Here is an 18,891-nt window from a genome sequence, read left to right on the forward strand (position 1 = left end):
GCTGGTGACCGCTGTTTCCCTCCAATCAGCCGCCGGCAATTGACATTGAAATATAAAGGGCGAACGATCCGCACGTATCCGATCGGCGTCGGCAAAATGGTCACCGCCACACCCGTCGGCGATTTTGTCATCGTCAACCGCCAGCTGAATCCCGGCTGGCCGTTTGGCGCGATGTGGCTAAGCTTGTCCAAAATCCATTACGGCATTCACGGCACGAACGACCCGTCCTCGATCGGCAAATACGTATCAAAAGGATGCATCCGCATGCACAACAAAGACGTGCTCAAACTCGCTTCGATCGTCCCGAATGGAACGGAAGTGTTCATCCGGCCGTGAGGGCAAAACCAATGGTAATTCGCCATGACAGTCTGTTTTACCGGACATCCACTGACGAGAAACCGTTTTGTCTGCTGAGGAGTACTTTTTGAACAGTCTTGGATTTTAAGCAAGGCGGCCGTTCATCCGGAATGGACAACACTATTCCGTTCAAGGTGGAAGATGACAACCAATCGAACAAGCGGTATAATAGAGACAAAAATGAATGGAGCTGAGACAATGGCAGGCGGGATCTCGCATCACGCCAAGGACATCTTGTTCAAATCACTCAGCGCATTGTACCAAAACCAAGCCCTCGATGTATACGGACTTCACGGACTCCCGCGGATCAAAGCATTGCTTCCAACCGAATTTCCGTCCGTACGGGCGGATGAAAGACGCGCCGATACCGTATTTCTTCTCGAAGACGATTCCATTCTTCTCCTTGAGTATGAAAGCAACGAACGATTCATTGACAACCATTTGAAGTATTTGGATTATGCCTGTCGAATGCTTCACACATACTACCAACAGGAAAAACGAATCCGGCCGATTCGGATCGTCGTCCTTTACACAAGCGATGTCACAAACGCCCGCGAACAGCTTGACGCCGGAGACGTGCTTCTTTCCTCCAAAGCGGTGCTGCTTGGTGAATTCAACGGGGACGCGATTTTCCATGCCATCGAAGAAAAAGTCCGCAACGGCGAACCGCTCACCCCGGAAGAAACGATGAAGCTCATCCTCGTACCGCTCATGCACACCCGCTTCGACCGGCAAACGATGATCGAAAAAACGATCGAACTGGCCAAAACGATCGACGACGAACCGAAACAGCTGCACATCATCGCCGGCGTGCTGACCGCCACAGACAAATTCATCGACCGATCATACGCCGAAAAAGTAAAGGAGTGGATCAAAATGAACAAAGTGTTCCGTCTGTTAGTCGAAGAACTCGAACAAGAAAAAGAAGAAATGTTGAAGAAAGTGATGCAGGAAAAAGAACAAGCAGTACAAAGAGCGATGCAGGAAAAAGAACAAGCAGTACAAAGAGCGATGCAGGAAAAAGAACAAGCAGTGCAAAGAGCAATGCAAGAAAAAGAACAAGCAGTGCAAAGAGCGATGCAGGAAAAAGAACAAGCGATCAAGCAAACGGAAAAACGGAAGGCCATGGAAATCGCCAAAAATTTGCTTGACGTCCTGCCCATTCACGAGATCGCCAAACGAACCGGGCTGACCGTCGCCGAAGTCGCCGATTTAGCGAAGGAAATGGACAAATAGGCAGCGCAAAAGAGCCGCAACCACGCGGCTCTTTTCGTCGGCCCTTTGCCGCTCGGCAAGATCTCCATCTCTCTTGTTTCTCTAACAAAGGTGGTATAACCGATATAAACATCGAGGGAAAATCGAGGCGTACCAATGTTTTGGAGACAGTGGAAAACGGATCATCCCGGCCGCACAGTTTTTTTCACCATCCAAACTGGCCTTCTTTTCTCCAAATGAGAGAGCAGCTGAAAACCTAGTCGATTCGTATCGCAGAAAACATAACAAACGAGTTTGGAGAATAGGGGGACGCTCATACGGAAAATCATCACGAAGTGGAAACTCAAACCCTTTTGCTATAGAGAGACAGAGCTTCCAAGTCAATAATAGCTCCAATATAGAGAAGACAATCGAGGCCGATAATGGCATCTAACTCAACACCGTACTCCATCGCTCCCAATTCTACTTCAAAATGCTTGATTCCGATCGATCCGATCATCACCTCATCCACCGTCTTTGCGTAAACAAACTCCGTTCCCCCTACCCCGCTAATTCGATAAATGACATCATGTTCTTCCGGAACAATCCCGATCTTTGCGGCCTGATCTGCGAAGACGATCGTCCCTGTTGATCCAGTATCAACCAACGCTCTGCGGAACTCTATGGTCTTCCCTCGATGTGTGAGCCGCAATGCCGTGAGCAACAACCCGTCCTCTATATGAAGCGGCATCATCCCCTCCACCCCCCCCCGCCCATCTCCGTTCGGAAATATTGATTTCTTTCCGATTCGTGTGAAGAACGTACAATTCCCGATGAGGAGTTTCTTTATGAAGCCGCTTATATGCCCGCATGGCTTCCATTGGATCAGAAAACGCTTCGATCGGAACAATCTCATTTAAAATCCGTTTGTTGTCCTCATTGGTATAAGCATCCACCGCTTCGATCAACACCCAACGTGTAAATTATCACTTTATTTCGGAACAAAAGAGCCATTTTTTTGCACATTCTTTCAGAAAGCCCTCTCCCCTTTTCTGAAAGAATGTGCTAAATTTTTTGTGAATTATTTCGGAAGAGAAAATCCATCGGTTCAGAGGAGGGGAGGAGGACGTGATTCAATTTCATGACTTTGGCATTGACGTCCAAACGTATGCAGAGCGTGGAAAAGAAAACGACTTCCCTCTTCTGACACAGTGTCCGCATTGCCGGGCCAAGCGCCCGTTGCACCGCCACGGTTACTATGAGCGAAACGCATTGACCCCACATGGTGATTATCGCATTTGGATTGTCCGGTATCGCTGTCGGGAATGCTTGAAGACGGTGAGTGTGCTGCCTTCCTTTCTCCTCCCGTATTTTCAGTATACGTTGTCCGCCGTATGGCAAGTTGTGAAAGAACAGTTGGGATTGACCGAGGGGACGAACCAGGCTCCGTTCCTCCCGACAAAGGACGGCATCATCTTTTATGTCCGACGGTTCTACCGAAACCTATCAAACCTTCATAGCTTTTTTGCGAGGCGGTGGAGGATCATAGGCCCTATCGTGAAAAAAGAAAAGGAACGGGCTTCTTGGTGGATCCGGACGTTGGAGGAACACGGTCTCTATTCGGTCATCAGAGAGATGTGGGAGGACGGATTCCGACACCCTTTTGCAAATTAAATGGGATCCTTATTTTACATATATATCCTAAATTGGAAATGATTGATGTTCCCACAAACCTTTCCTATCGACGGAGAAAAAGCAATTCGGTACGATAAGGGCAGGAGGACCGGAACGGTCCTGATTCCAAGTGAGACCAGGAGGAGATTCGAATGGATGAGTCGATGAGACACGACATTGCCCTGTTTCGGTACGGGCTAATCGCTCCGTTGGTGAATGGGCAGGTGGAACCGAAGACGTATCTGAAAGAGGTGAGCGAGCGAGTGCACCATGTTCCCCACCAGGGCGACAAGCGAATCGCAGCCAAGACGATCCTCGATTGGTGCACCCGATACAAAAAAGGGGGCTTTGACGCCTTAAAGCCGAAGCGCCGTTCGGACCGCGGCCACTCAAGGCGTCTGTCGCCCGATGATGAGGATCATATTTTAGCCCTAAGAAAAGAACATCCCACCATGCCCGTGACGGTGTTCTACGAACACCTAATCGAGCAGGGGGAAATCCCAGAAAACCATACCTCTTACTTTACTATATACCGATTATTGAAAAAACACAACCTTGTCGGGAAAGAAATTTTGCCCATGCCGGAGCGAAAACGCTTTGCGTATGACCAGATCAATGAGCTTTGGCAAGGGGACTTATCCCATGGACAAACGATTCGAGTCAATGGGAAAGCCCAGAAAACGTTTTTGATCGCCTATATCGATGACTGCTCGCGGTTGGTGCCGTACGCGCAGTTTTTCCCTTCGGAGAAGTTTGACGGGCTGCGGATCGTCACGAAGGAAGCGGTGCTTCGTTGCGGGAAGCCGAAGCGCATTTACTCGGACAACGGGAAAATTTATCGATCCGAGGTGCTGCAGTATGCGTGCGCCGAGATGGGGATTACGCTCATCCACACCCAGCCGTATGATCCGCAAAGCAAAGGGAAAATCGAACGGTTCTTCCGCACCGTACAGACGCGGTTTTATCCGCTGCTGGAGTTGGATCCCCCGAAGTCGCTCGAAGAGCTGAACGAGCGCTTTTGGAGGTGGCTTGAAGAGGAGTATCATCGAAAACCGCACGCCTCACTGGACGGAAAAACGCCGCATGAGGTGTTTCAATCGCAAGTGCATCTCGTGTCGTTCATCGAAGATGGCGATTGGCTGGATGCGATTTTTCTGAAACGGGAGCACCGCAAGGTCAAAGCCGATGGAACGATCACCTTGAACAAGCAGCTGTATGAAGTGCCGCCCCAGTTCATTGGGCAATCGATTGAACTCCGCTATGATGAACGGGGCGTCTATGTGTACGAAGATGGAAGGAAGGTGGCGGAGGCCGTTCGAGTTCGTTTGGAGGACAACGCCTATGTAAAACGCCATCGGTCCCCGTTTGCGGCGATTCCGGCGAAGGAGGGAGAACACGGTGTATAAATCGTTTTACTCCCTTTCGCGGGAGCCGTTTGCGAAAGAAACAGACCCGTCCGAGGCGTATCAAGGGGCGCCATTTCAGGAAGCGTTGCGGGCGCTGGAGTACGTGAAACGAACCCGGGGGATCGGGCTGTTGATCGGAGAGCCGGGGGCGGGCAAGACGTTCGCCCTTCGGGCGCTGAAAGAGTCATTGAATCCATCATTGTATCATGTCGTCTACTTTCCGTTATCCACCGGAGGCGTGATGGATTTTTACCGTGGACTGGCCTTGGGATTAGGAGAGGAACCGAAGTACCGCAAGGTAGACCTCTTCCGCCAAATCCAGCAGGCGATCGAGCGATTGTATCATGAACGACGGATCACGCCGGTGTTCATTTTGGACGAGATGCATTTAGCAAAGGATGCATTTTTACAGGACATCGCCATCTTGTTCAACTTTGAGATGGATTCGACCAACCCATTTGTCTTGATTTTGGCCGGGCTGCCCCATTTACAGGGGAAGCTGCGGCTCAATCAGCACCGCCCTCTCGATCAGCGGATCATCATGCGATACCGGATGGGGCCGCTGGAGAAGGAAGAGGTGGCGGGCTACATCGAGCATCGGATGAAACAGGCCGGGGCGAAGCATCCGATCTTCACTCCATCGGCGTTAGAGGCGATTGCCCTGCAGTCGCGGGGATGGCCTCGGGTGATCAACACGTTGGCCACGACGTGCCTGTTATACGGGTATCAGCTGAAAAAGGACGCCATTGACGAAGAAGTGGTGCGCATGGCCGCAGAGGAAATGGGGTATTAGCACGAAAGGGGCCGAATCGGCCTCTTTTGTGCTTTCTCTTTTCCATCGGTCCATCAGGCGCGCTGGAAATCTTCATCTGAAAGAGCGTGCAAACGTTCCGAAAGAATGTGCAAAATCCGGAACAATCCGCAAAAATTTTGCACATTATTTCCGAATCCGCCTGAAATAATTTGAAAAAGGGATTCTGAAATAATGTGCTAATTTACACCCAACGGTTCGGAAACGCTTGACAAACGTCTTCCCATTTCATTCTGCTTTCCTCCTCTCCTTATTGTCCCATTCCATTCTTTCAGTATAACGCAGATTGCGCCATAAGACAGCATAAGGGAACGATTTTTCTATATCAGTAAAAGAGAGTGATCGAATCAATACGAAAGCAGCATCAATGGAAAGCAGGATTGGCCGGAATTTTGCTTGGAATCGCCGTCGTGGCCATTACCGATTCCGCCCTAATGAAAATCACCGCTCCCATCGTACGTATTTTCTATAGACCAAAACCTCTCTCATAAAGCATCAGCCCGTGCTGCTCACTCCACTTCCTTGCCCATCACCCGCTCGATCAGCCCCAACAAGGCAAGTCTTCTTTTTTCAAAAAACTGCTCGAAATCATCGGCTCTCATGGATGCGACATCAATGACATGCGTTTGCAATCGGACATTGGGATTTCCCGTCTGCAGCATCATTACCGCACCGATGGGATAAGAGAGAGAAACACTGATCAACAAATTTCGAATCCGCTCGTCATCCCAAACCCAGCCTCTCTGAAAATCGGGAAGTTGTGTTCGGCATTCTTGAATGCTTTCAAGCAAATCAAGCAGGCTCTCTACCGTGCTGTCAAACGTCGTAATAGCGCCCATTTTCTTCCTCATCGTTTCACGAAAAGTCCTCTCCCACACTACAATACGATTCAACAGCTTACCAATATTCCGTCATCCAAGCCATATTACTGCCCTCCACCACGTAAGATCGACATCCCCCTTTCCATGACGGCATCCCCGTTTTCAGGAAAACCACTTTTTTCCTTCAACAATTGTATTGCTCTTCCTTCTTCTGCTGTGAAACTTTTTACAGAAACATTCTCACCCCATCATCACCCTTGTGACCTTATGCCTAATCACGATCAAAGAAAATCAATGTTTGAATATAAAAACAAAATATTGTATATTTATAAATGAACACTTATTATCGATCGCGAGGGATCCGAATGCAAATCGACCATGCCGTCACCAGCGATGTAAAAGAGATGCATGCGCTCATTCAACACTATGCAAAAAAAGGGTTGGTGCTGCCCCGCTCGCTATTGTCCATCTACCAGCACTTGCAATGCATGTATGTCGCAAGGGAGAGCGGCCAAATCGTCGGAGTGGCTGGATTGCACATTTTGGGGCACGATCTTGGAGAAGTCCGTTCGTTAGTCGTGTCTCCCGATCACATGGGGAAAGGAATCGGCCGCATGCTCGTCAACCATATTGCCGACGAAGCAGCCAGACTCGGGGTGAAACGATTGATATCCTTCACCTACCAAGTCGAGTTCTTTCAAAAATGCGGATTTGAAGTCGTGGACAAATCAACGCTGCCGGAAAAAGTGTGGATTGACTGTGTCAACTGCCCGAAACTGGACTGTTGCGATGAAACGGCCATGATGAAATACATTTGATCCTCCTCCCACCTGCGCAACCGCGAAAAGGTGGGAGATTTGCTTGGAAACACTCGCTCCGAGGCAGGCGACGAACCAAGCCCTCGTCCGTCCCTTTTACATTCCTAAACATTAGTAAATGAAATAAACAAAGAATCTTCACCAAAAGTTGTACTTGACTATTTCAGATCCTGTCTTACTTGCACCCATAGGAAAAAACCGTAAATCATACATGACGGCTCAAGAAAACGCCTCGCTTGCCATGTACATGTTGTGTTAACGGGCCAATAATTTTGAATTTATTCAAAAAATTGGTAAAGAACATAATATAAAAACAATATACTATTAATGATAAGCGTAACAAACAAGATTTTATGGATCGTTGTTTTTCTCTCCCTCAAAAACTTAATTTGGAAAAATAAAAGTAGGATATTGAAAAAGGTAGGCACCAAAGTATAAAAATACCTTTCATCGCTAATTGATACTACGTTTGGATTAAACCGATAAATGAACGCATCGGAATGATGAATCATCAAGCTGAATAAAATAATAAACCATGAAATAACTAACAAGAGAACATTCATGAATATTCATCCTTTTTTGGAAAATATAAGTTTCATAAAAGTAAAAAAAGACAGCAAACTAATGATTAATCAACACTCCTAGATTTGATATCCTCAAAAAACAGAGCTGCCAAACAACGAGATTCACGGATTGCTGTTAACCAAAAAAACGATTCATCACCAAAAAGTTCCATGGGCAACGTTTTGCCCTCCACCCGGGCATGAAAATGACGCATCAAGGCGCGTGGATTTTCACGGAAAAGTATCATAGTCCGTACCGAAAACGGAAATTTTGTCGCGCTGGCCTAACAAGTGCTGCAAGACAAGCGGAATCAAATGCGTTTCCGGGTTATGGTCTTCGCCAATTCCCCCCGACTCGTGCGCCCCAGCGGCATTGAAATAGCGAAGGACGACATCGTCGAGCCCATAGCAGAGGCAAAATCGGCCAAAACTAATGGATTTGTTCGTTAATCATATGAAAATTAATATTCACCGGTATAAACTTCTTTATACGCTCAATATCCCGCTTCTTGTAGTCCATAATCACAATGCCAGTGATGACCTCATCCTCTTCAGAAAACCGGATAAACACACCAGGAGCTGCTTCGTCATCGTACGACACTTTTGGTTCGCCCAAATAAATATAAAGAACATCGTGATCATAGTCATAGGAGTATTTAACGTTTTCCTGTAAATTTTGGACGAACATAAATCGCACCTCCTGTCTCTTGGTTTAACCTGCTTTTGGCGATGACGGTAACAACGTCACCATACGCTTCGTCTTCATGGTCGACAATAACGACCAACGCCTTTAGCGACTTAAACTTAGGCAATTGCACAAGATCTATATATTTTTGTCTTGTATCATGCCGATCGTCCGGATTATTTGGCAATATAAAACAAGGATCTTGAATGACGCTCTTGACCATATCTTCTTGGCCTATAAACTCTTCCCTTGTATGATCCCCACCAACAATATGATAATTCCATGTTGTGCTTTTAAGCCGCACCTCTCTGCCTAGAGGGTCCTCAGTTATAAATATGTAGTCTGTATTGATCTTGTTACCTTCCATTATTGCTCACTCTTCACACCAATAATACCTAATTGCGAAAGTTCCTGAATCTTTTCCTTGCTTGGCGGGGAAGGGATTTCACCGAATATCTCTTCATACTGCTTAATGTAATTCAATAACAAATAGGCAAATTGTTTAGCGTGTTGTGGGCTCATAGTAACCTTTCCGAGGTATATATTCTCATCGGGCGATTGCTGTTGAAGATTAAGGATAATATCATGAAGACTCATACTTTAAACTAATGGAATTACAATAAACATTGAAGGGTCTCTTTTCCATATTCCCTTCCATATACCTTTCCTCTCCCTTTTAAAACGGTATTGTAATTATATTTTACACCTTAAAGAATTTTCTTGCACTCATTTCATTAGGGAAACCGCTGTATATAGAAAATGCCTATAAATAAACCGCCCCACCAAGGGGCGGCCTAATCATCGTCCTTTCCGCTGATGCCATTTCCACGCGCTTTCGATGGCTGACAAGTGACAGATACCCTCACCCCCTCATACCCTCACCCCCTCACAAATTCAGCATATTTTTTCTTCCGCTCTGTTTTTGTGCCTGAAAAGTAATCTAATAATGCATCCATATTCATAAATTTCGGAGGCAGCGATTTTGGATGCATATACAAATAAAAACTACTCCATCGGTAATGTTCCGGCGCATGCACCATATGAGCTTCTACAGGATTGAGATGAATATATCGACTCACTTCCAACATTCCGCTGTGATTGTCAATCAATTTACCATAATAACGCTTTTCAAATACATGTCCCGTCAAACGATAGCGAGTATTATAATAATTCGCATACCGTTTGTTCATGAGCGCCATGACTTTCGAAATCGGCTCCTGTTGTGAGCGCAGCTGCAGGTGAAAGTGATTCGTCATAAGGCAATATGCGGCTATTTCAAAAGGGATTTTTTCGTGAAGCTGGTGGAGGATATGGAGAAAAGCGAGAAAATCATTTGTTTCCTTGAATAGGGGATCACGCCGATTGCCGCGGCAAACGATATGATAAAACCGATGGGGCACCCAGATCCGCTTTTGCCGTCCCATTCTTTTTACCTCGCTGTTGCCTGTTGCTTCGTATATGTTTTCAGCCACCTTAGCGTCATCGCTTCCCAAAGCGATTCATCCGCTATCTCTTCGGTTCCCTTTAAATCGGAAATGGTCCTTGCCAGCCGAATGATTTTCGTTTGTACACGATTGCTCCATTGATGCTGGGATGCCCATTGCTGCAATAGATGTTGCTGCCTTTTGGCAAGCGGGCTTTTTTCCATTAATAACTCAAAAGGAACACGCCCATTCGTTATTTCTTTTCCGTAACGTTCATATTGCTTTCTTCTTGCTTCTTCTACTCTTTTCCTTATGGTTTCCGAAGATTCCGAAACCCTCGTTTCTTTGGTGAAATCAATGACTTCCAATGATAATAAAACATCCATCCGGTCATAAATCGGTCCGGAAACACGATTTCGATACGCTTGAATTTGTTTCGGACTACATGTGCAATAGCGCGTTCTTGAGCCTAAATATCCACACAGACATGGATTCATCGCCCCAAGCAAAATAAAGTCCGCGGGATATGTCACCGTCGACGAAATACGGCTAATCGTCACTTTCCCCGTCTCTAACGGCTGGCGAAGCATATCCAGCGTCTTTTTTGCAAATTCCGCCATTTCATCGAGAAACAAAACACCGCGATGTGCCAGCGACACTTCGCCAGGCTTTGGGTGCGTTCCCCCGCCAATTAAAGAAACCGATGAAGCGGAATGATGCGGATGACGAAAAGGCGGATGGCCGCTCTCGATTTTTTCCCCTGCCAGCTGGTACAAACTGATCACCTCTAACTGCGCATCATGTGAAAGGCTCGGCAAAATCGTCGGAAACGTTTCCGCCAACAAACTTTTCCCGCACCCAGGCGGTCCAACCATTAACACGTGATGTCCGCCTGCCGCTGCGATCTCCAATGCTCGCTTTGCTTGATGATGGCCAATAATCGATTGAAAATCCCGATGATGTTTTCGCTGGGAGTTCGTAATTTCAGGAGTGCGAAAAGCTGGGGATAACGAAAGAACACGTTGTCCTTGCAGATATTGCACCGTTTCTTCCAATGTCTGAACAAAGATACAATCGAGATCTTTCAAATGATGAAGCGGAAGTGTGGAATCATACGGAAGGTATACTTTTTGAAAACCGAGCTTCTTTGCCGCCAATATCGCTGGAAGCATGCCATCCACCGGCTGAATCGTTCCATCCAACGATAACGAACCTAAAAACGCTGCATCGGAGGAAACCGGCGCTGTCAGCTTGCCCATTTCCTTCAAAATCCCAATCGCCATCGCCAAATCAAACATCAGGCTATGCTTTTTCCGCTCCGGCGGAGACAAATGAACAACAAGCCTTTTATCAAAAAAGTCGCATCCGAAAGCATAAAGCGAAGCAAGAACACGTTTCTTTGCCTCTTTCACCGACGCATCCGGCAACCCAACAATCACCATCGCCGCAATCCCCGGCACCTCCTGCGCCTCCACCTGCACCCGATACCCTTCTAACCCCCTCAACCCAATGCTTAAAATCTTCACCGTCACTCATCCATCCCTCCCAATAACAGAACATTAGTTCTCACTCATCATTGTAATACCCTCCCCTTTACCTTTCAATTACCAATATTTCGACAAATTTCGGGTGGTGACAGGCACCACCCATGAATGGGCGTTCGTTGGTGATAACTTGCCGTACCCGGCGTTGGAATACCCGGTACACGACGAGCGCCAACAAAAACAGATATCCCAACACCAGCACCCGTTGCGGTTTCTTCACGTAAATTTCATCCGTAAAAAACGGATCCTTTAAGAAAGAGAAGTTCATCTCTACGTTCACTTGACCCTTATAGAGGGCTAAAATCTCCTTTCCGTCCATGGTTTTGTCCTGCCACTCGACCGGAACGGTCGTGACGAGGACAAAACGGGAAGCGCGGCGTTTTTCCTTTTCCCATGCTTCTTTATCCCATTCGATATCGAGATGAATCGTATAGACCGTCTCCTTTTCAGGTTCGGTTCCTTTTTTGGGGCGGCCACGTTTTACTTTCGTTCGTTCCGTTTCTTCGATCGTGAGTTAGAAAACAACCATTCACTGCCAATTCAATTTTTTGCCCATAAAAAAAGCAGCCCTACATTCAGGCTGCGTACATTTTTAAGATATGGTCTGTTTTGCGACGGATGCACCCTCTTCTAAACTATCACCCGTCCAATACACCAACAGAGAGGTGCGAAATGTTGGAAACCATTCATCAAACTTTTTGCGGAAAATTTCGCTTTGCAGCGGATCCGGCCTCCAGCCGGCGTGGTTAATATCATTGCGGTAGTCGCGAATATTACCTACAGTTTCAAGCAGTTTCGGATAGGAAAGCAGCTCCTTAATTGCCGGGAGATAGTCGTTATAGATTTGCGGGTCAATCATGGCGTCTTTTTCATTGCTGTTTACTTTCACCGCATATGTTAATATCTTGTCGCCAATTTCTCTTTCACTCATCTTTCTTGTGATAGCTTGCTCACTTGTTTTGTTGCTTTCCTCTGCTTGTTCGTTATTCTTCTTGGAAATGAACACTTTTTTCTTCCCGGTCGGATCCAATCCGTTTTTCAGGCAGATCGCCGTCGTGCACAGCTCGCTTGCCATCGTGTAGGCCTGCTGGGTCAAACCGTGGGAAATGCACCATTCAATCGCCGCTAGTCCCGAGCGGATATCATCTTCAGCAGCAAGCTGACGAATATCGCGCTGCATTTTTTCGTGCAGTTCGTTTAACGGACGAAACATCGGGCGGAGCGTCTCAACGGTCTGTAATTGTTCGATCGCCTGTAGCGCCGCTGCCGCCTTCCCGGCAATGAACGGCGCGCGGTTCGTCTGCAAAGAATTCGTCAGCTCCTGCAGCGTTTTCGCCATCTGGCTTATTGCTTTCAAATCCGATGTCGTTTTTTGTTCCTGGCGGCGGATCATCCGATCACGGTCATGAATCCATTCCACCATGGCTCTCGTATTTCCCGATTGAATATACGCATACACGTTCGTAATCCAATCTTGCATGTCAGCAAACGCAGTGACATCCACGATCGGCCATTCTTGCCATTTTAGTTCAGGATCAAATAATCCATGGTAAATTCCACGCACGCGAATCCGCTTCACCACCCGCGCGTAATGAAGCGTCAACAGCGCCAGCATTGGCTGATAGCGGAAAGAATGGGTAATGTCAAAAATAATTTCATCGCCTTCCTCTAGCGCGTTGCTCACAATTTCAAATACGTTCCAAACTTGATCGCCATGCAAGTCGGTAGGAATGGAAACGAACCGATAACGAAACGGTGCTCGTTGCTGCAAGGAATCGAATTCTTGCGATAAATTGGCTTCGTGTTTGTCCCGCGCTTCTTTGGTCACAAAAATGACCGCCTCATCGACAGCCGTTCCGTGCTGAAACAACACATCCAACACGGCGCACTGAATGTAAGGGGTTTCTGCCGCTTTTTTCTCCCCTAAATAGTAAACCGTCGGACGATATGTTCCCTTGCCTAAAAACGATAAAAACTTTATCATCATATCCCCCGTTTTTCATTTTACTTCCGCATGCAAAAACACTAAATGGTCGGTATGGTTAATATGGCGAATGAGCGTTTGCTTATTGTTCACGATAAAATGATGAATCGATGTGTCGGCCGAGTCGACGCGAAAGTCATGATGCAGCGGCAAGTTCATCACTTCTTTTAAAATCGCATTGATCGCGCGTGTTTAGTGCAAAATAAAAATACAGAGTTCTGCAACGAAACGTGCAGAGCCTAAGGCAAAGAAAAAAGGCTTGCCAGCCCCTAACATTTCCTCTACTGTGGAAGTTGTGAACACATAAACCAAACAGTGGAGGAGCGAAAGGATGCTGGCAATGCCCGAAATGAATCGTATCAGAAAACTGCGTGAAAAGAAAGGGTTATCGATTGCGGAAATTTCCCGCGAAACGGGATATAACTGGAGAACGGTCAAGAAATACGCGGATGGCGGCATTTCTGTCCAACCAACCATCAAACGCAAAAAGGGGATGATGGAGGAAGAAGGATACGGGCAAATCATTGATGACTGGTTGGAGGAGGATGCCAAGCTGCCGAGAAAACAACGGCGAACGAACAAGACGATGTTTGAAGCGCTTTGTCGTGACCATGGATTTCAAGGCTCGTATCGCACCGTTTGCGCGTACGTGCAAAAACGAAGACCGCAGCTCAAACTCGAGAAAGAACAGCGCTATGAACGACTTGAGCACCCGCCAGGCGAGGCGCAGGTGGATTTCGGGAAGATGACGGTGGTGACGAAGGAGGGGAAGGAAGAAGAACGATCGGTTTTGATCGTAAGCTTCCCGTATAGCAACGCTGCGTTTGCTTATCCGCTGCCGGCGGAAAACAGTGAATGCTTCCTCCATGGGTTGACGCAGCTGTTTCGTCAGGCTGGGGGAGTGCCAAAGGCATTGCGCATTGACAATTTGTCCGCGGCCATCGTGTCGATTCGAAAAGGGGGAGAACGCCAATTCACCGAGGCTTTTGAGAAATTTCAACTCTACTATCGGTTTGATGTACAAGTGTGCAATCCATACAGCGGACATGAGAAAGGAAATGCGGAGCGAAAAGTCTATTACACTCGCAACCTTTGTTTCGTCCCGGCTCCGTTGATCGAGTCGGATCCGGAGCTGGTGGAGTGGCTGCATCGCAAGATGGTCGAGGACCGAAACCGCCCTCATTATGAAAAGGGGCGGTTGATAGAGGAGCTATGGCAGGAAGAGCGGCCGGAGCTGTTGGCGTTGCCGGAACAAGATCTTCGGATCTTCTCCCTCGATCACGCTTACGTGAATAAGTACGGAGAAGTGATGGTGGATGGGAAGGCGTTCGTCGTCCATGGCCTGTCCGTCCCCAACCGGGTATTGGTGAAAAAAGAGTGGGATCGTTTCTTTGTGCTCTCTCCTGACGGAGGCATACATCTTGAGATGCCAAGGCCGTATACGAACGTGAAACGCGAGATCCCTTGGAAAGAGATTTTCGCTGAGTGGGAGACCAAACCCCGGGTTGTCGGGCATTCCCGATACCGGGCGTACTTGCCGGAAGCGATCCGAACGTATCTGGCTGGCACCCCGCCCCAGGTGGCGGCCCGTTTGAAAGGGCTGCGAGCGCTGTTGGATCGTTGCACGCTTTATGAAATCGCCCAGTGGCTCGAGGAGAGTCAGCGATGGGACTTGGCTCCTCATGAAATCGGGGTGTTGATGGAAGCCGAGCAATCCCATTACCCGGCCAAGTGGGAAGAATCGTACACCCCTTCCGTCCTGATCGACTATGAAACGGATTTAACGGTGTATGATCAACGTCTTCACCCCGTTCGGGAAGGGGGTGTCCAGGGATGAGAGCAGAGGTGAAAGAGATTTGTAAAGCGCTGCATTTGGCCTATATCGCGGATCGATTCGAGGAGGTGATGTTCGAAACGAAAGAGCAGTTTTTGCGGGATGTATTGGCGCTGGAGCTGTCGTGCCGCCAGCAGGCGAAACAGGCCCGGCTGATCAAGAAAGCCAAGTTTCGGGAGTTGAAATGGCTGAAGGATTACGAATGGTCGGATCACATCCACTGGCCGACCACGACATCGAAGAAGGAATTGTGTGACCTTCGCTTTTTGGAGCGAAAGCAAAACGTTCTGCTTTTAGGCTCGCCCGGGACAGGAAAAACCCATCTCGCCACAGCGCTCGGCATCCAGGCGTGCCAACAAGGCCATGAGGTTCGGTTTTTCCGCGTCGCGGATCTCGTCGCCCAGCTGGAAGAGGCATTGAAAAATGGCACGCTCGGGCGGCTGAAACGAAGCATCGATGCGTGCGAACTGTTGATATTGGATGAACTCGGCTATGTGCCGTTTCAAAAGCAAGGATCGGAGCTGTTGTTTCATATTATCGCCGACTGTTATGAGCGAAAAAGCGTCATCGTGACGTCGAATCTGGAATTTGGACAGTGGAATCGGGTGTTTGGGGACAACCGCTTGACAGCTGCGCTGGTGGATCGCTTGGTTCACCATGCCCACATCCTGGCCTTTACGGGAGAGAGCTATCGACTGCGGAACGCTCTCTCCGCGATCCAGCCGTCCTCTTCCCCCGGTCTGGAACCTTAAGTCTTGAGCTGGCAAGCCTATGTATTTTTTCTTGCACTTCTCTGCATTTTTTGCTTGCAAAAAACACGCGCGTCCGTGCGTGACCAAACATACCGTTTGCCCTTGATGCTTTTGCACAAGTTCGTAAAACAATTCAACAATGCGTTGATGAAACTGTGCCTCTGATTCTCCGTCATACGCTTTATTGTAGACGACCCGCCGCAACGGAACAGGGTATAAAATTTCCGCTTCCTCCTTGGTCAGGCCGCTCGGTTTTCCGTAGTTCATCGCCCTGAGGTCATCGACGACGATCGGCGTCAAGCCAAGTTCATTAGCGATGTGCTCCGCGGTCTGACGCGCCCGCATGAGCGAGCTGGCATAGAGCGCGTCGATTTTTGGATAATGTTCTTTTAGATGTTTCGCCACCAGTTTCGATTGCTTATGGCCCGTTTCAGTTAATTCAAAGTCTGCCCAGCCTTCGATCCGCTTCTCTTTTTCGCCGACGTGCTGACCGTGACGGACTAAAATAAACTCTACGCTGCTGTTATGCGAATTTTCGGCTTCCGGTTGGAAGCGCTGGTACAGTTCGACAATGGCGGCGTTGACCTGCAGTTCATCTTCCGCGGTTGTTTCAATGGCAAACAACCATGTTTTCCCTTCCTGGCCGTAAGAGCCTTCAATCACTCCAAGCCGATCTGCCCGATGAAAAGCCATTGGTCCGAATACTTCGGATTTGACTCCCGTGATGCGGACATGACGGACAAACGGCAGCTGGTTAATGCTTTCTAAAATCGTCTGCAAGCGAAGCGGCAAGTCGTTTGACATTCCCTGCACCGCTTGGGTGGTTGCTTCTAACGAGCGCGGCGGCAAATAAAATGCTCCCTGTTCCTTAAAGCGGCTCCATAACGTTTCATGCATTAAAATGCCGACCGACGACAAACGAATTTGCCCGCTTGCCTGTTCTTCTATCAACCCTTTTAGGGCGGATAAATCCGTATGTTCTGGTAGTAGTTTCGTAGACATGACTCCGAGCTGGTACAAGTCGCGGAATAGATGGAAATGTTTCAGCCAAATTTTATAGTCAAAAAACACTGGCATTTCCGGAAGCGGAATGACGGAGGAAAATCCTTCGAACTGATAGTAAACAGGAATTTTCAATACTTGCCCAATCAAGCCGGCGAAAGAAATTTGCGCCTTATATCCTCCCGTTGCGTTAATGACGCATTCCTTTTCCCCCTCCGGCACCACGCCCACGATTTGCACGATAATTTTCACTAAATTGCGCAGCCCTTCATCGCGAAACAGATCGGGCATTTCCCCGTTTAAATGTTCAACGGAAAACGTATGTACATGGCGGAACAGCGGCTGAAAATATGCTTTTAAAATCCGGCTGATTTTTGCGCCTTCAGCTGTATCGGAAGCGAGCAAATATCAATTTTGCGGGTCACTGACGATTCCTTCGCGAAGCAATGATGTAATAGAGGACATTTCCGCACAAAGCTTCTCATGATCTTCTAACTCGTACAACTGTTTGACAATTTCCTCTATCGGCGCATCAAAAGAAATGTTATGGCGTTTCAGTCCGCCTAACAAGGAAATACCGACGGTGGCAATCACCGTTTTCTTCATCGTCTTTCTCCTCCCCTATTGAAACCATAGTACATATTGTCCCAAACCAAACGTCACCGCTTTTCCAACATGAAAGCGCTCTGTAAATAAAAGGAGCGGCAACCACCGGTCCAACGCATCGGTCCGTTCAAGGGCCACGATGGCTTTCATTCCGCCGATTTTCATCATTTTTTGCTGGCGCATCGAATATCTCGTTACATCTTCCCATGTACATTGTATCACCGAAACAGAGTGCTCCGCTATAAGGGGAAGTGGCTCACTAGGTTCACTAGAAAGCAAGTCATACAGACGGTAAAGCTGCCAAACGCGATGGTTCACTTGCCATAGAAACTCGTTAATGGAAAACGTGCGCAATACTTTTCCTTTCCGCATCATGCGCAGCGGAGTAATAAATTGGATGAGTATCTTTTCATACGGTTTTTCTTTCGGAAAAAGTATGTCATTTCTGGCTTTACTACATCGTAATCTTCCCAAATGGCTTCCGTTGCCGTCTCAGTACGTTGGTAAACCGCCTTTAAGCGGAAAAAGACCCGGTCACTTCCAAAAGGATAATGATGGAACTTTTCAAATACGCCTAGGAAGTGCATGGCAAAACCGGCCGCTGACGGACCGAGCAGCAGCAGCTCAAACTCTAGCTCCTGCCCCGCCTGAAAAGACGTGCGGTAATCGTGGCAGCGCACAATATACGGATGCGGCACTGTCCCGCCAATATTCAGCTTTTTTACCGCCTCGTCAGGCGATTCAAATAATAATGCATACGCGCAGGAATGGCGAAACTCGCACGCAGCACAAGGCTACTGCAAATCATAGCAACATACCTGCTGCTTAATCGGGTGGTGACAGGCACCAAACTATGTTGCCCGGACCTTGATCGCTTTCTGCCCAATCGCTATAGTCGGTGCCATCGATCACATCCACGATTCCGACCGCCAACGTTCCTACAGCTACCGTTTTGGCAATGTTGGTCAATCCATTTTTGATCTTTTTCTCATCGTCATCGCCCAGTCCTTCATAGACCTCTTTTCCGTTTTGGTATGTATGTTTGGCCGTCACGTATACTCCTTTAGCCGTGCGCGAAATCGATTCACCGATGTTTCCAAGGCCCTTTTCTATCTTCGCTTCATCTTTTTGAATGATGCCAGGCGCCGTATTCCATACACCGTCTACCGCTTGGCCAAACGTATCGCCGGCAAACTCAGACGCTTTTTTCACGCCATCGCCTACCTCTTTGATCTATTGGCTGCCTGTTATTTCACCGACAACATTCACCGCCCCACCTATCACCGCTCCCGTTGCTTTCCCTGCCAATCTGCCGAGTTCCCGAAAAAAACTCAATTTGATCTCCTCCATATTCTTGATATTGACACCCATCTTTTTATTTCGACACTTTTCCTCTTAATCCTTTTCCCTCCAGCA

Annotated in this window: 20 protein-coding genes and 4 pseudogenes; 9 read left to right on the top strand and 15 right to left on the bottom strand. The window is 47.9% G+C overall.

Annotated elements, in window-relative coordinates:
- Window positions 1-24: 24 nt before the first annotated feature.
- A pseudogene (locus BJQ97_RS16150) lies at window positions 25-336 on the top strand (L,D-transpeptidase); the annotation flags it as partial.
- 219 nt (window positions 337-555) lie between these two features.
- Window positions 556-1,593, top strand: a complete 1,038-nt coding sequence (locus BJQ97_RS16155; RefSeq protein ID WP_160157360.1) for an RpnC/YadD family protein — start codon at window positions 556-558, stop codon at window positions 1,591-1,593.
- A gap of 322 nt (window positions 1,594-1,915) precedes the next feature.
- Here the strand turns inward: BJQ97_RS16155 and BJQ97_RS16160 are convergent, their stop codons facing one another.
- Window positions 1,916-2,305: a retropepsin-like aspartic protease gene (locus tag BJQ97_RS16160; RefSeq protein WP_160157361.1), complete on the bottom strand. Its 390-nt coding sequence runs from the start codon at window positions 2,303-2,305 to the stop codon at window positions 1,916-1,918.
- A gap of 374 nt (window positions 2,306-2,679) precedes the next feature.
- On the opposite strand from BJQ97_RS16160, the gene BJQ97_RS17785 reads away from it, so the two are divergent.
- The 3 genes from BJQ97_RS17785 (at window position 2,680) to BJQ97_RS16175 (ending at window position 5,424) form a co-directional block, all read left to right on the top strand.
- A complete protein-coding gene (locus tag BJQ97_RS17785) occupies window positions 2,680-3,225 on the top strand; it encodes a DUF6431 domain-containing protein (RefSeq protein ID WP_015864164.1) in 546 nt (181 codons plus the stop codon).
- Between the two features lie 152 nt (window positions 3,226-3,377).
- The gene (locus BJQ97_RS16170) at window positions 3,378-4,631 is read left to right on the top strand and encodes an IS481 family transposase (protein ID WP_160157362.1); all 1,254 of its coding nucleotides are present in this window, start codon (window positions 3,378-3,380) and stop codon (window positions 4,629-4,631) included.
- Window positions 4,624-5,424, top strand: coding sequence for an ExeA family protein (locus BJQ97_RS16175; protein WP_015864165.1), 801 nt, complete (start codon window positions 4,624-4,626; stop codon window positions 5,422-5,424). The genes BJQ97_RS16170 and BJQ97_RS16175 overlap by 8 nt, the downstream gene beginning before the upstream one ends.
- A gap of 527 nt (window positions 5,425-5,951) precedes the next feature.
- On the opposite strand, the gene BJQ97_RS17790 is transcribed toward BJQ97_RS16175, so the two are convergent.
- A complete protein-coding gene (locus BJQ97_RS17790; protein WP_160157363.1) occupies window positions 5,952-6,281 on the bottom strand; it encodes a GmrSD restriction endonuclease domain-containing protein in 330 nt (109 codons plus the stop codon).
- Window positions 6,282-6,628: 347 nt separating this feature from the next.
- Between BJQ97_RS17790 and BJQ97_RS16185 the strand changes: the two genes are divergently transcribed.
- Entirely contained in the window at window positions 6,629-7,081 is a 453-nt protein-coding gene (locus BJQ97_RS16185) for an N-acetyltransferase (RefSeq protein ID WP_160157364.1), read from the top strand.
- An 803-nt stretch (window positions 7,082-7,884) separates the two neighbouring features.
- On the opposite strand, the pseudogene BJQ97_RS17795 reads toward BJQ97_RS16185, so the two are convergent.
- From BJQ97_RS17795 to BJQ97_RS16230, 9 genes and pseudogenes are all read right to left on the bottom strand, one after another.
- Window positions 7,885-8,046 (bottom strand): annotated as a pseudogene (locus BJQ97_RS17795) (UDP-glucose 4-epimerase GalE); the annotation flags it as partial.
- Window positions 8,047-8,074: 28 nt separating this feature from the next.
- On the bottom strand, window positions 8,075-8,332 hold the full coding sequence (locus BJQ97_RS16195) for a DUF2283 domain-containing protein (RefSeq protein WP_011888351.1): 258 nt from the start codon (window positions 8,330-8,332) through the stop codon (window positions 8,075-8,077).
- Window positions 8,301-8,696 (bottom strand): hypothetical protein, encoded by a 396-nt coding sequence (locus BJQ97_RS16200; protein ID WP_160157365.1) that lies wholly within the window; start codon window positions 8,694-8,696, stop codon window positions 8,301-8,303. The genes BJQ97_RS16195 and BJQ97_RS16200 overlap by 32 nt, the downstream gene beginning before the upstream one ends.
- Window positions 8,696-8,926, bottom strand: coding sequence for a DUF3467 domain-containing protein (locus BJQ97_RS18110; protein ID WP_328718916.1), 231 nt, complete (start codon window positions 8,924-8,926; stop codon window positions 8,696-8,698). The genes BJQ97_RS16200 and BJQ97_RS18110 overlap by 1 nt, the downstream gene beginning before the upstream one ends.
- Window positions 8,927-9,207: 281 nt before the next feature.
- Window positions 9,208-9,753, bottom strand: coding sequence for a transposase (locus tag BJQ97_RS16210; protein WP_160157366.1), 546 nt, complete (start codon window positions 9,751-9,753; stop codon window positions 9,208-9,210).
- A 5-nt stretch (window positions 9,754-9,758) separates the two neighbouring features.
- On the bottom strand, window positions 9,759-11,285 hold the full coding sequence (locus tag BJQ97_RS16215; RefSeq protein ID WP_160157367.1) for a YifB family Mg chelatase-like AAA ATPase: 1,527 nt from the start codon (window positions 11,283-11,285) through the stop codon (window positions 9,759-9,761).
- Between the two features lie 112 nt (window positions 11,286-11,397).
- Window positions 11,398-11,805 (bottom strand): annotated as a pseudogene (locus tag BJQ97_RS16220) (IS1634 family transposase); the annotation flags it as partial.
- Window positions 11,806-11,889: 84 nt separating this feature from the next.
- Window positions 11,890-13,284 (bottom strand): TIGR02221 family CRISPR-associated protein, encoded by a 1,395-nt coding sequence (csx2, locus tag BJQ97_RS16225; protein WP_236567308.1) that lies wholly within the window; start codon window positions 13,282-13,284, stop codon window positions 11,890-11,892.
- A 12-nt stretch (window positions 13,285-13,296) separates the two neighbouring features.
- On the bottom strand, window positions 13,297-13,434 hold the full coding sequence (locus BJQ97_RS16230; protein ID WP_160157369.1) for a hypothetical protein: 138 nt from the start codon (window positions 13,432-13,434) through the stop codon (window positions 13,297-13,299).
- A 178-nt stretch (window positions 13,435-13,612) separates the two neighbouring features.
- On the opposite strand from BJQ97_RS16230, the gene istA reads away from it, so the two are divergent.
- On the top strand, window positions 13,613-15,118 hold the full coding sequence (gene istA / locus BJQ97_RS16235; protein ID WP_160155321.1) for an IS21 family transposase: 1,506 nt from the start codon (window positions 13,613-13,615) through the stop codon (window positions 15,116-15,118).
- Window positions 15,115-15,867 (top strand): IS21-like element helper ATPase IstB, encoded by a 753-nt coding sequence (gene istB, locus BJQ97_RS17800; protein WP_021322668.1) that lies wholly within the window; start codon window positions 15,115-15,117, stop codon window positions 15,865-15,867. Before istA ends, istB begins: the two co-directional genes overlap by 4 nt.
- Before the next feature lie 75 nt (window positions 15,868-15,942).
- Here the strand turns inward: istB and BJQ97_RS18205 are convergent.
- From BJQ97_RS18205 to cas6, 3 genes and pseudogenes are all read right to left on the bottom strand, one after another.
- Window positions 15,943-17,274, bottom strand: a pseudogene (locus tag BJQ97_RS18205) (histidine phosphatase family protein); the annotation flags it as partial.
- Window positions 17,275-17,277: 3 nt separating this feature from the next.
- Window positions 17,278-17,475, bottom strand: a complete 198-nt coding sequence (locus tag BJQ97_RS16250) for a hypothetical protein (protein WP_160157371.1) — start codon at window positions 17,473-17,475, stop codon at window positions 17,278-17,280.
- Window positions 17,476-17,490: 15 nt separating this feature from the next.
- On the bottom strand, window positions 17,491-17,850 hold the full coding sequence (cas6, locus tag BJQ97_RS16255; protein WP_328719216.1) for a CRISPR system precrRNA processing endoribonuclease RAMP protein Cas6: 360 nt from the start codon (window positions 17,848-17,850) through the stop codon (window positions 17,491-17,493).
- Here cas6 and BJQ97_RS17805 point away from each other — a divergent pair.
- A complete protein-coding gene (locus tag BJQ97_RS17805; RefSeq protein WP_236567408.1) occupies window positions 17,813-18,304 on the top strand; it encodes a hypothetical protein in 492 nt (163 codons plus the stop codon). The two genes, cas6 and BJQ97_RS17805, sit on opposite strands and share 38 nt — an antisense overlap.
- On the opposite strand, the gene BJQ97_RS16260 is transcribed toward BJQ97_RS17805, so the two are convergent.
- Complete coding sequence (locus BJQ97_RS16260) at window positions 18,301-18,687, bottom strand: hypothetical protein (protein WP_160157373.1); 387 nt, start codon at window positions 18,685-18,687, stop codon at window positions 18,301-18,303. The genes BJQ97_RS17805 and BJQ97_RS16260 overlap by 4 nt on opposite strands.
- Window positions 18,688-18,891: the final 204 nt, after the last annotated feature.

The organism is Geobacillus sp. TFV-3 (assembly GCF_009901865.1).
In the GTDB taxonomy this organism is placed as follows: domain Bacteria; phylum Bacillota; class Bacilli; order Bacillales; family Anoxybacillaceae; genus Geobacillus; species Geobacillus thermoleovorans_A.

Coding starts and splice junctions, on each gene's coding strand:
- BJQ97_RS16155 (WP_160157360.1), top strand. CDS start 556: ATGGCAGGCGGGATCTCGCATCACGCCAAGGACATCTTGTTCAAATCA.
- cas6 (WP_328719216.1), bottom strand. CDS start 17,850: ATGATGCGGAAAGGAAAAGTATTGCGCACGTTTTCCATTAACGAGTTT.
- BJQ97_RS16160 (WP_160157361.1), bottom strand. CDS start 2,305: ATGATGCCGCTTCATATAGAGGACGGGTTGTTGCTCACGGCATTGCGG.
- BJQ97_RS16170 (WP_160157362.1), top strand. CDS start 3,378: ATGGATGAGTCGATGAGACACGACATTGCCCTGTTTCGGTACGGGCTA.
- BJQ97_RS16210 (WP_160157366.1), bottom strand. CDS start 9,753: ATGGGACGGCAAAAGCGGATCTGGGTGCCCCATCGGTTTTATCATATC.
- BJQ97_RS16250 (WP_160157371.1), bottom strand. CDS start 17,475: ATGAAGAAAACGGTGATTGCCACCGTCGGTATTTCCTTGTTAGGCGGA.
- istB (WP_021322668.1), top strand. CDS start 15,115: ATGAGAGCAGAGGTGAAAGAGATTTGTAAAGCGCTGCATTTGGCCTAT.
- BJQ97_RS16200 (WP_160157365.1), bottom strand. CDS start 8,696: ATGGAAGGTAACAAGATCAATACAGACTACATATTTATAACTGAGGAC.
- BJQ97_RS16185 (WP_160157364.1), top strand. CDS start 6,629: ATGCAAATCGACCATGCCGTCACCAGCGATGTAAAAGAGATGCATGCG.
- BJQ97_RS18110 (WP_328718916.1), bottom strand. CDS start 8,926: ATGAGTCTTCATGATATTATCCTTAATCTTCAACAGCAATCGCCCGAT.
- istA (WP_160155321.1), top strand. CDS start 13,613: ATGCTGGCAATGCCCGAAATGAATCGTATCAGAAAACTGCGTGAAAAG.
- csx2 (WP_236567308.1), bottom strand. CDS start 13,284: ATGATGATAAAGTTTTTATCGTTTTTAGGCAAGGGAACATATCGTCCG.
- BJQ97_RS17790 (WP_160157363.1), bottom strand. CDS start 6,281: ATGGGCGCTATTACGACGTTTGACAGCACGGTAGAGAGCCTGCTTGAT.
- BJQ97_RS16195 (WP_011888351.1), bottom strand. CDS start 8,332: ATGTTCGTCCAAAATTTACAGGAAAACGTTAAATACTCCTATGACTAT.
- BJQ97_RS17805 (WP_236567408.1), top strand. CDS start 17,813: ATGGAAAACGTGCGCAATACTTTTCCTTTCCGCATCATGCGCAGCGGA.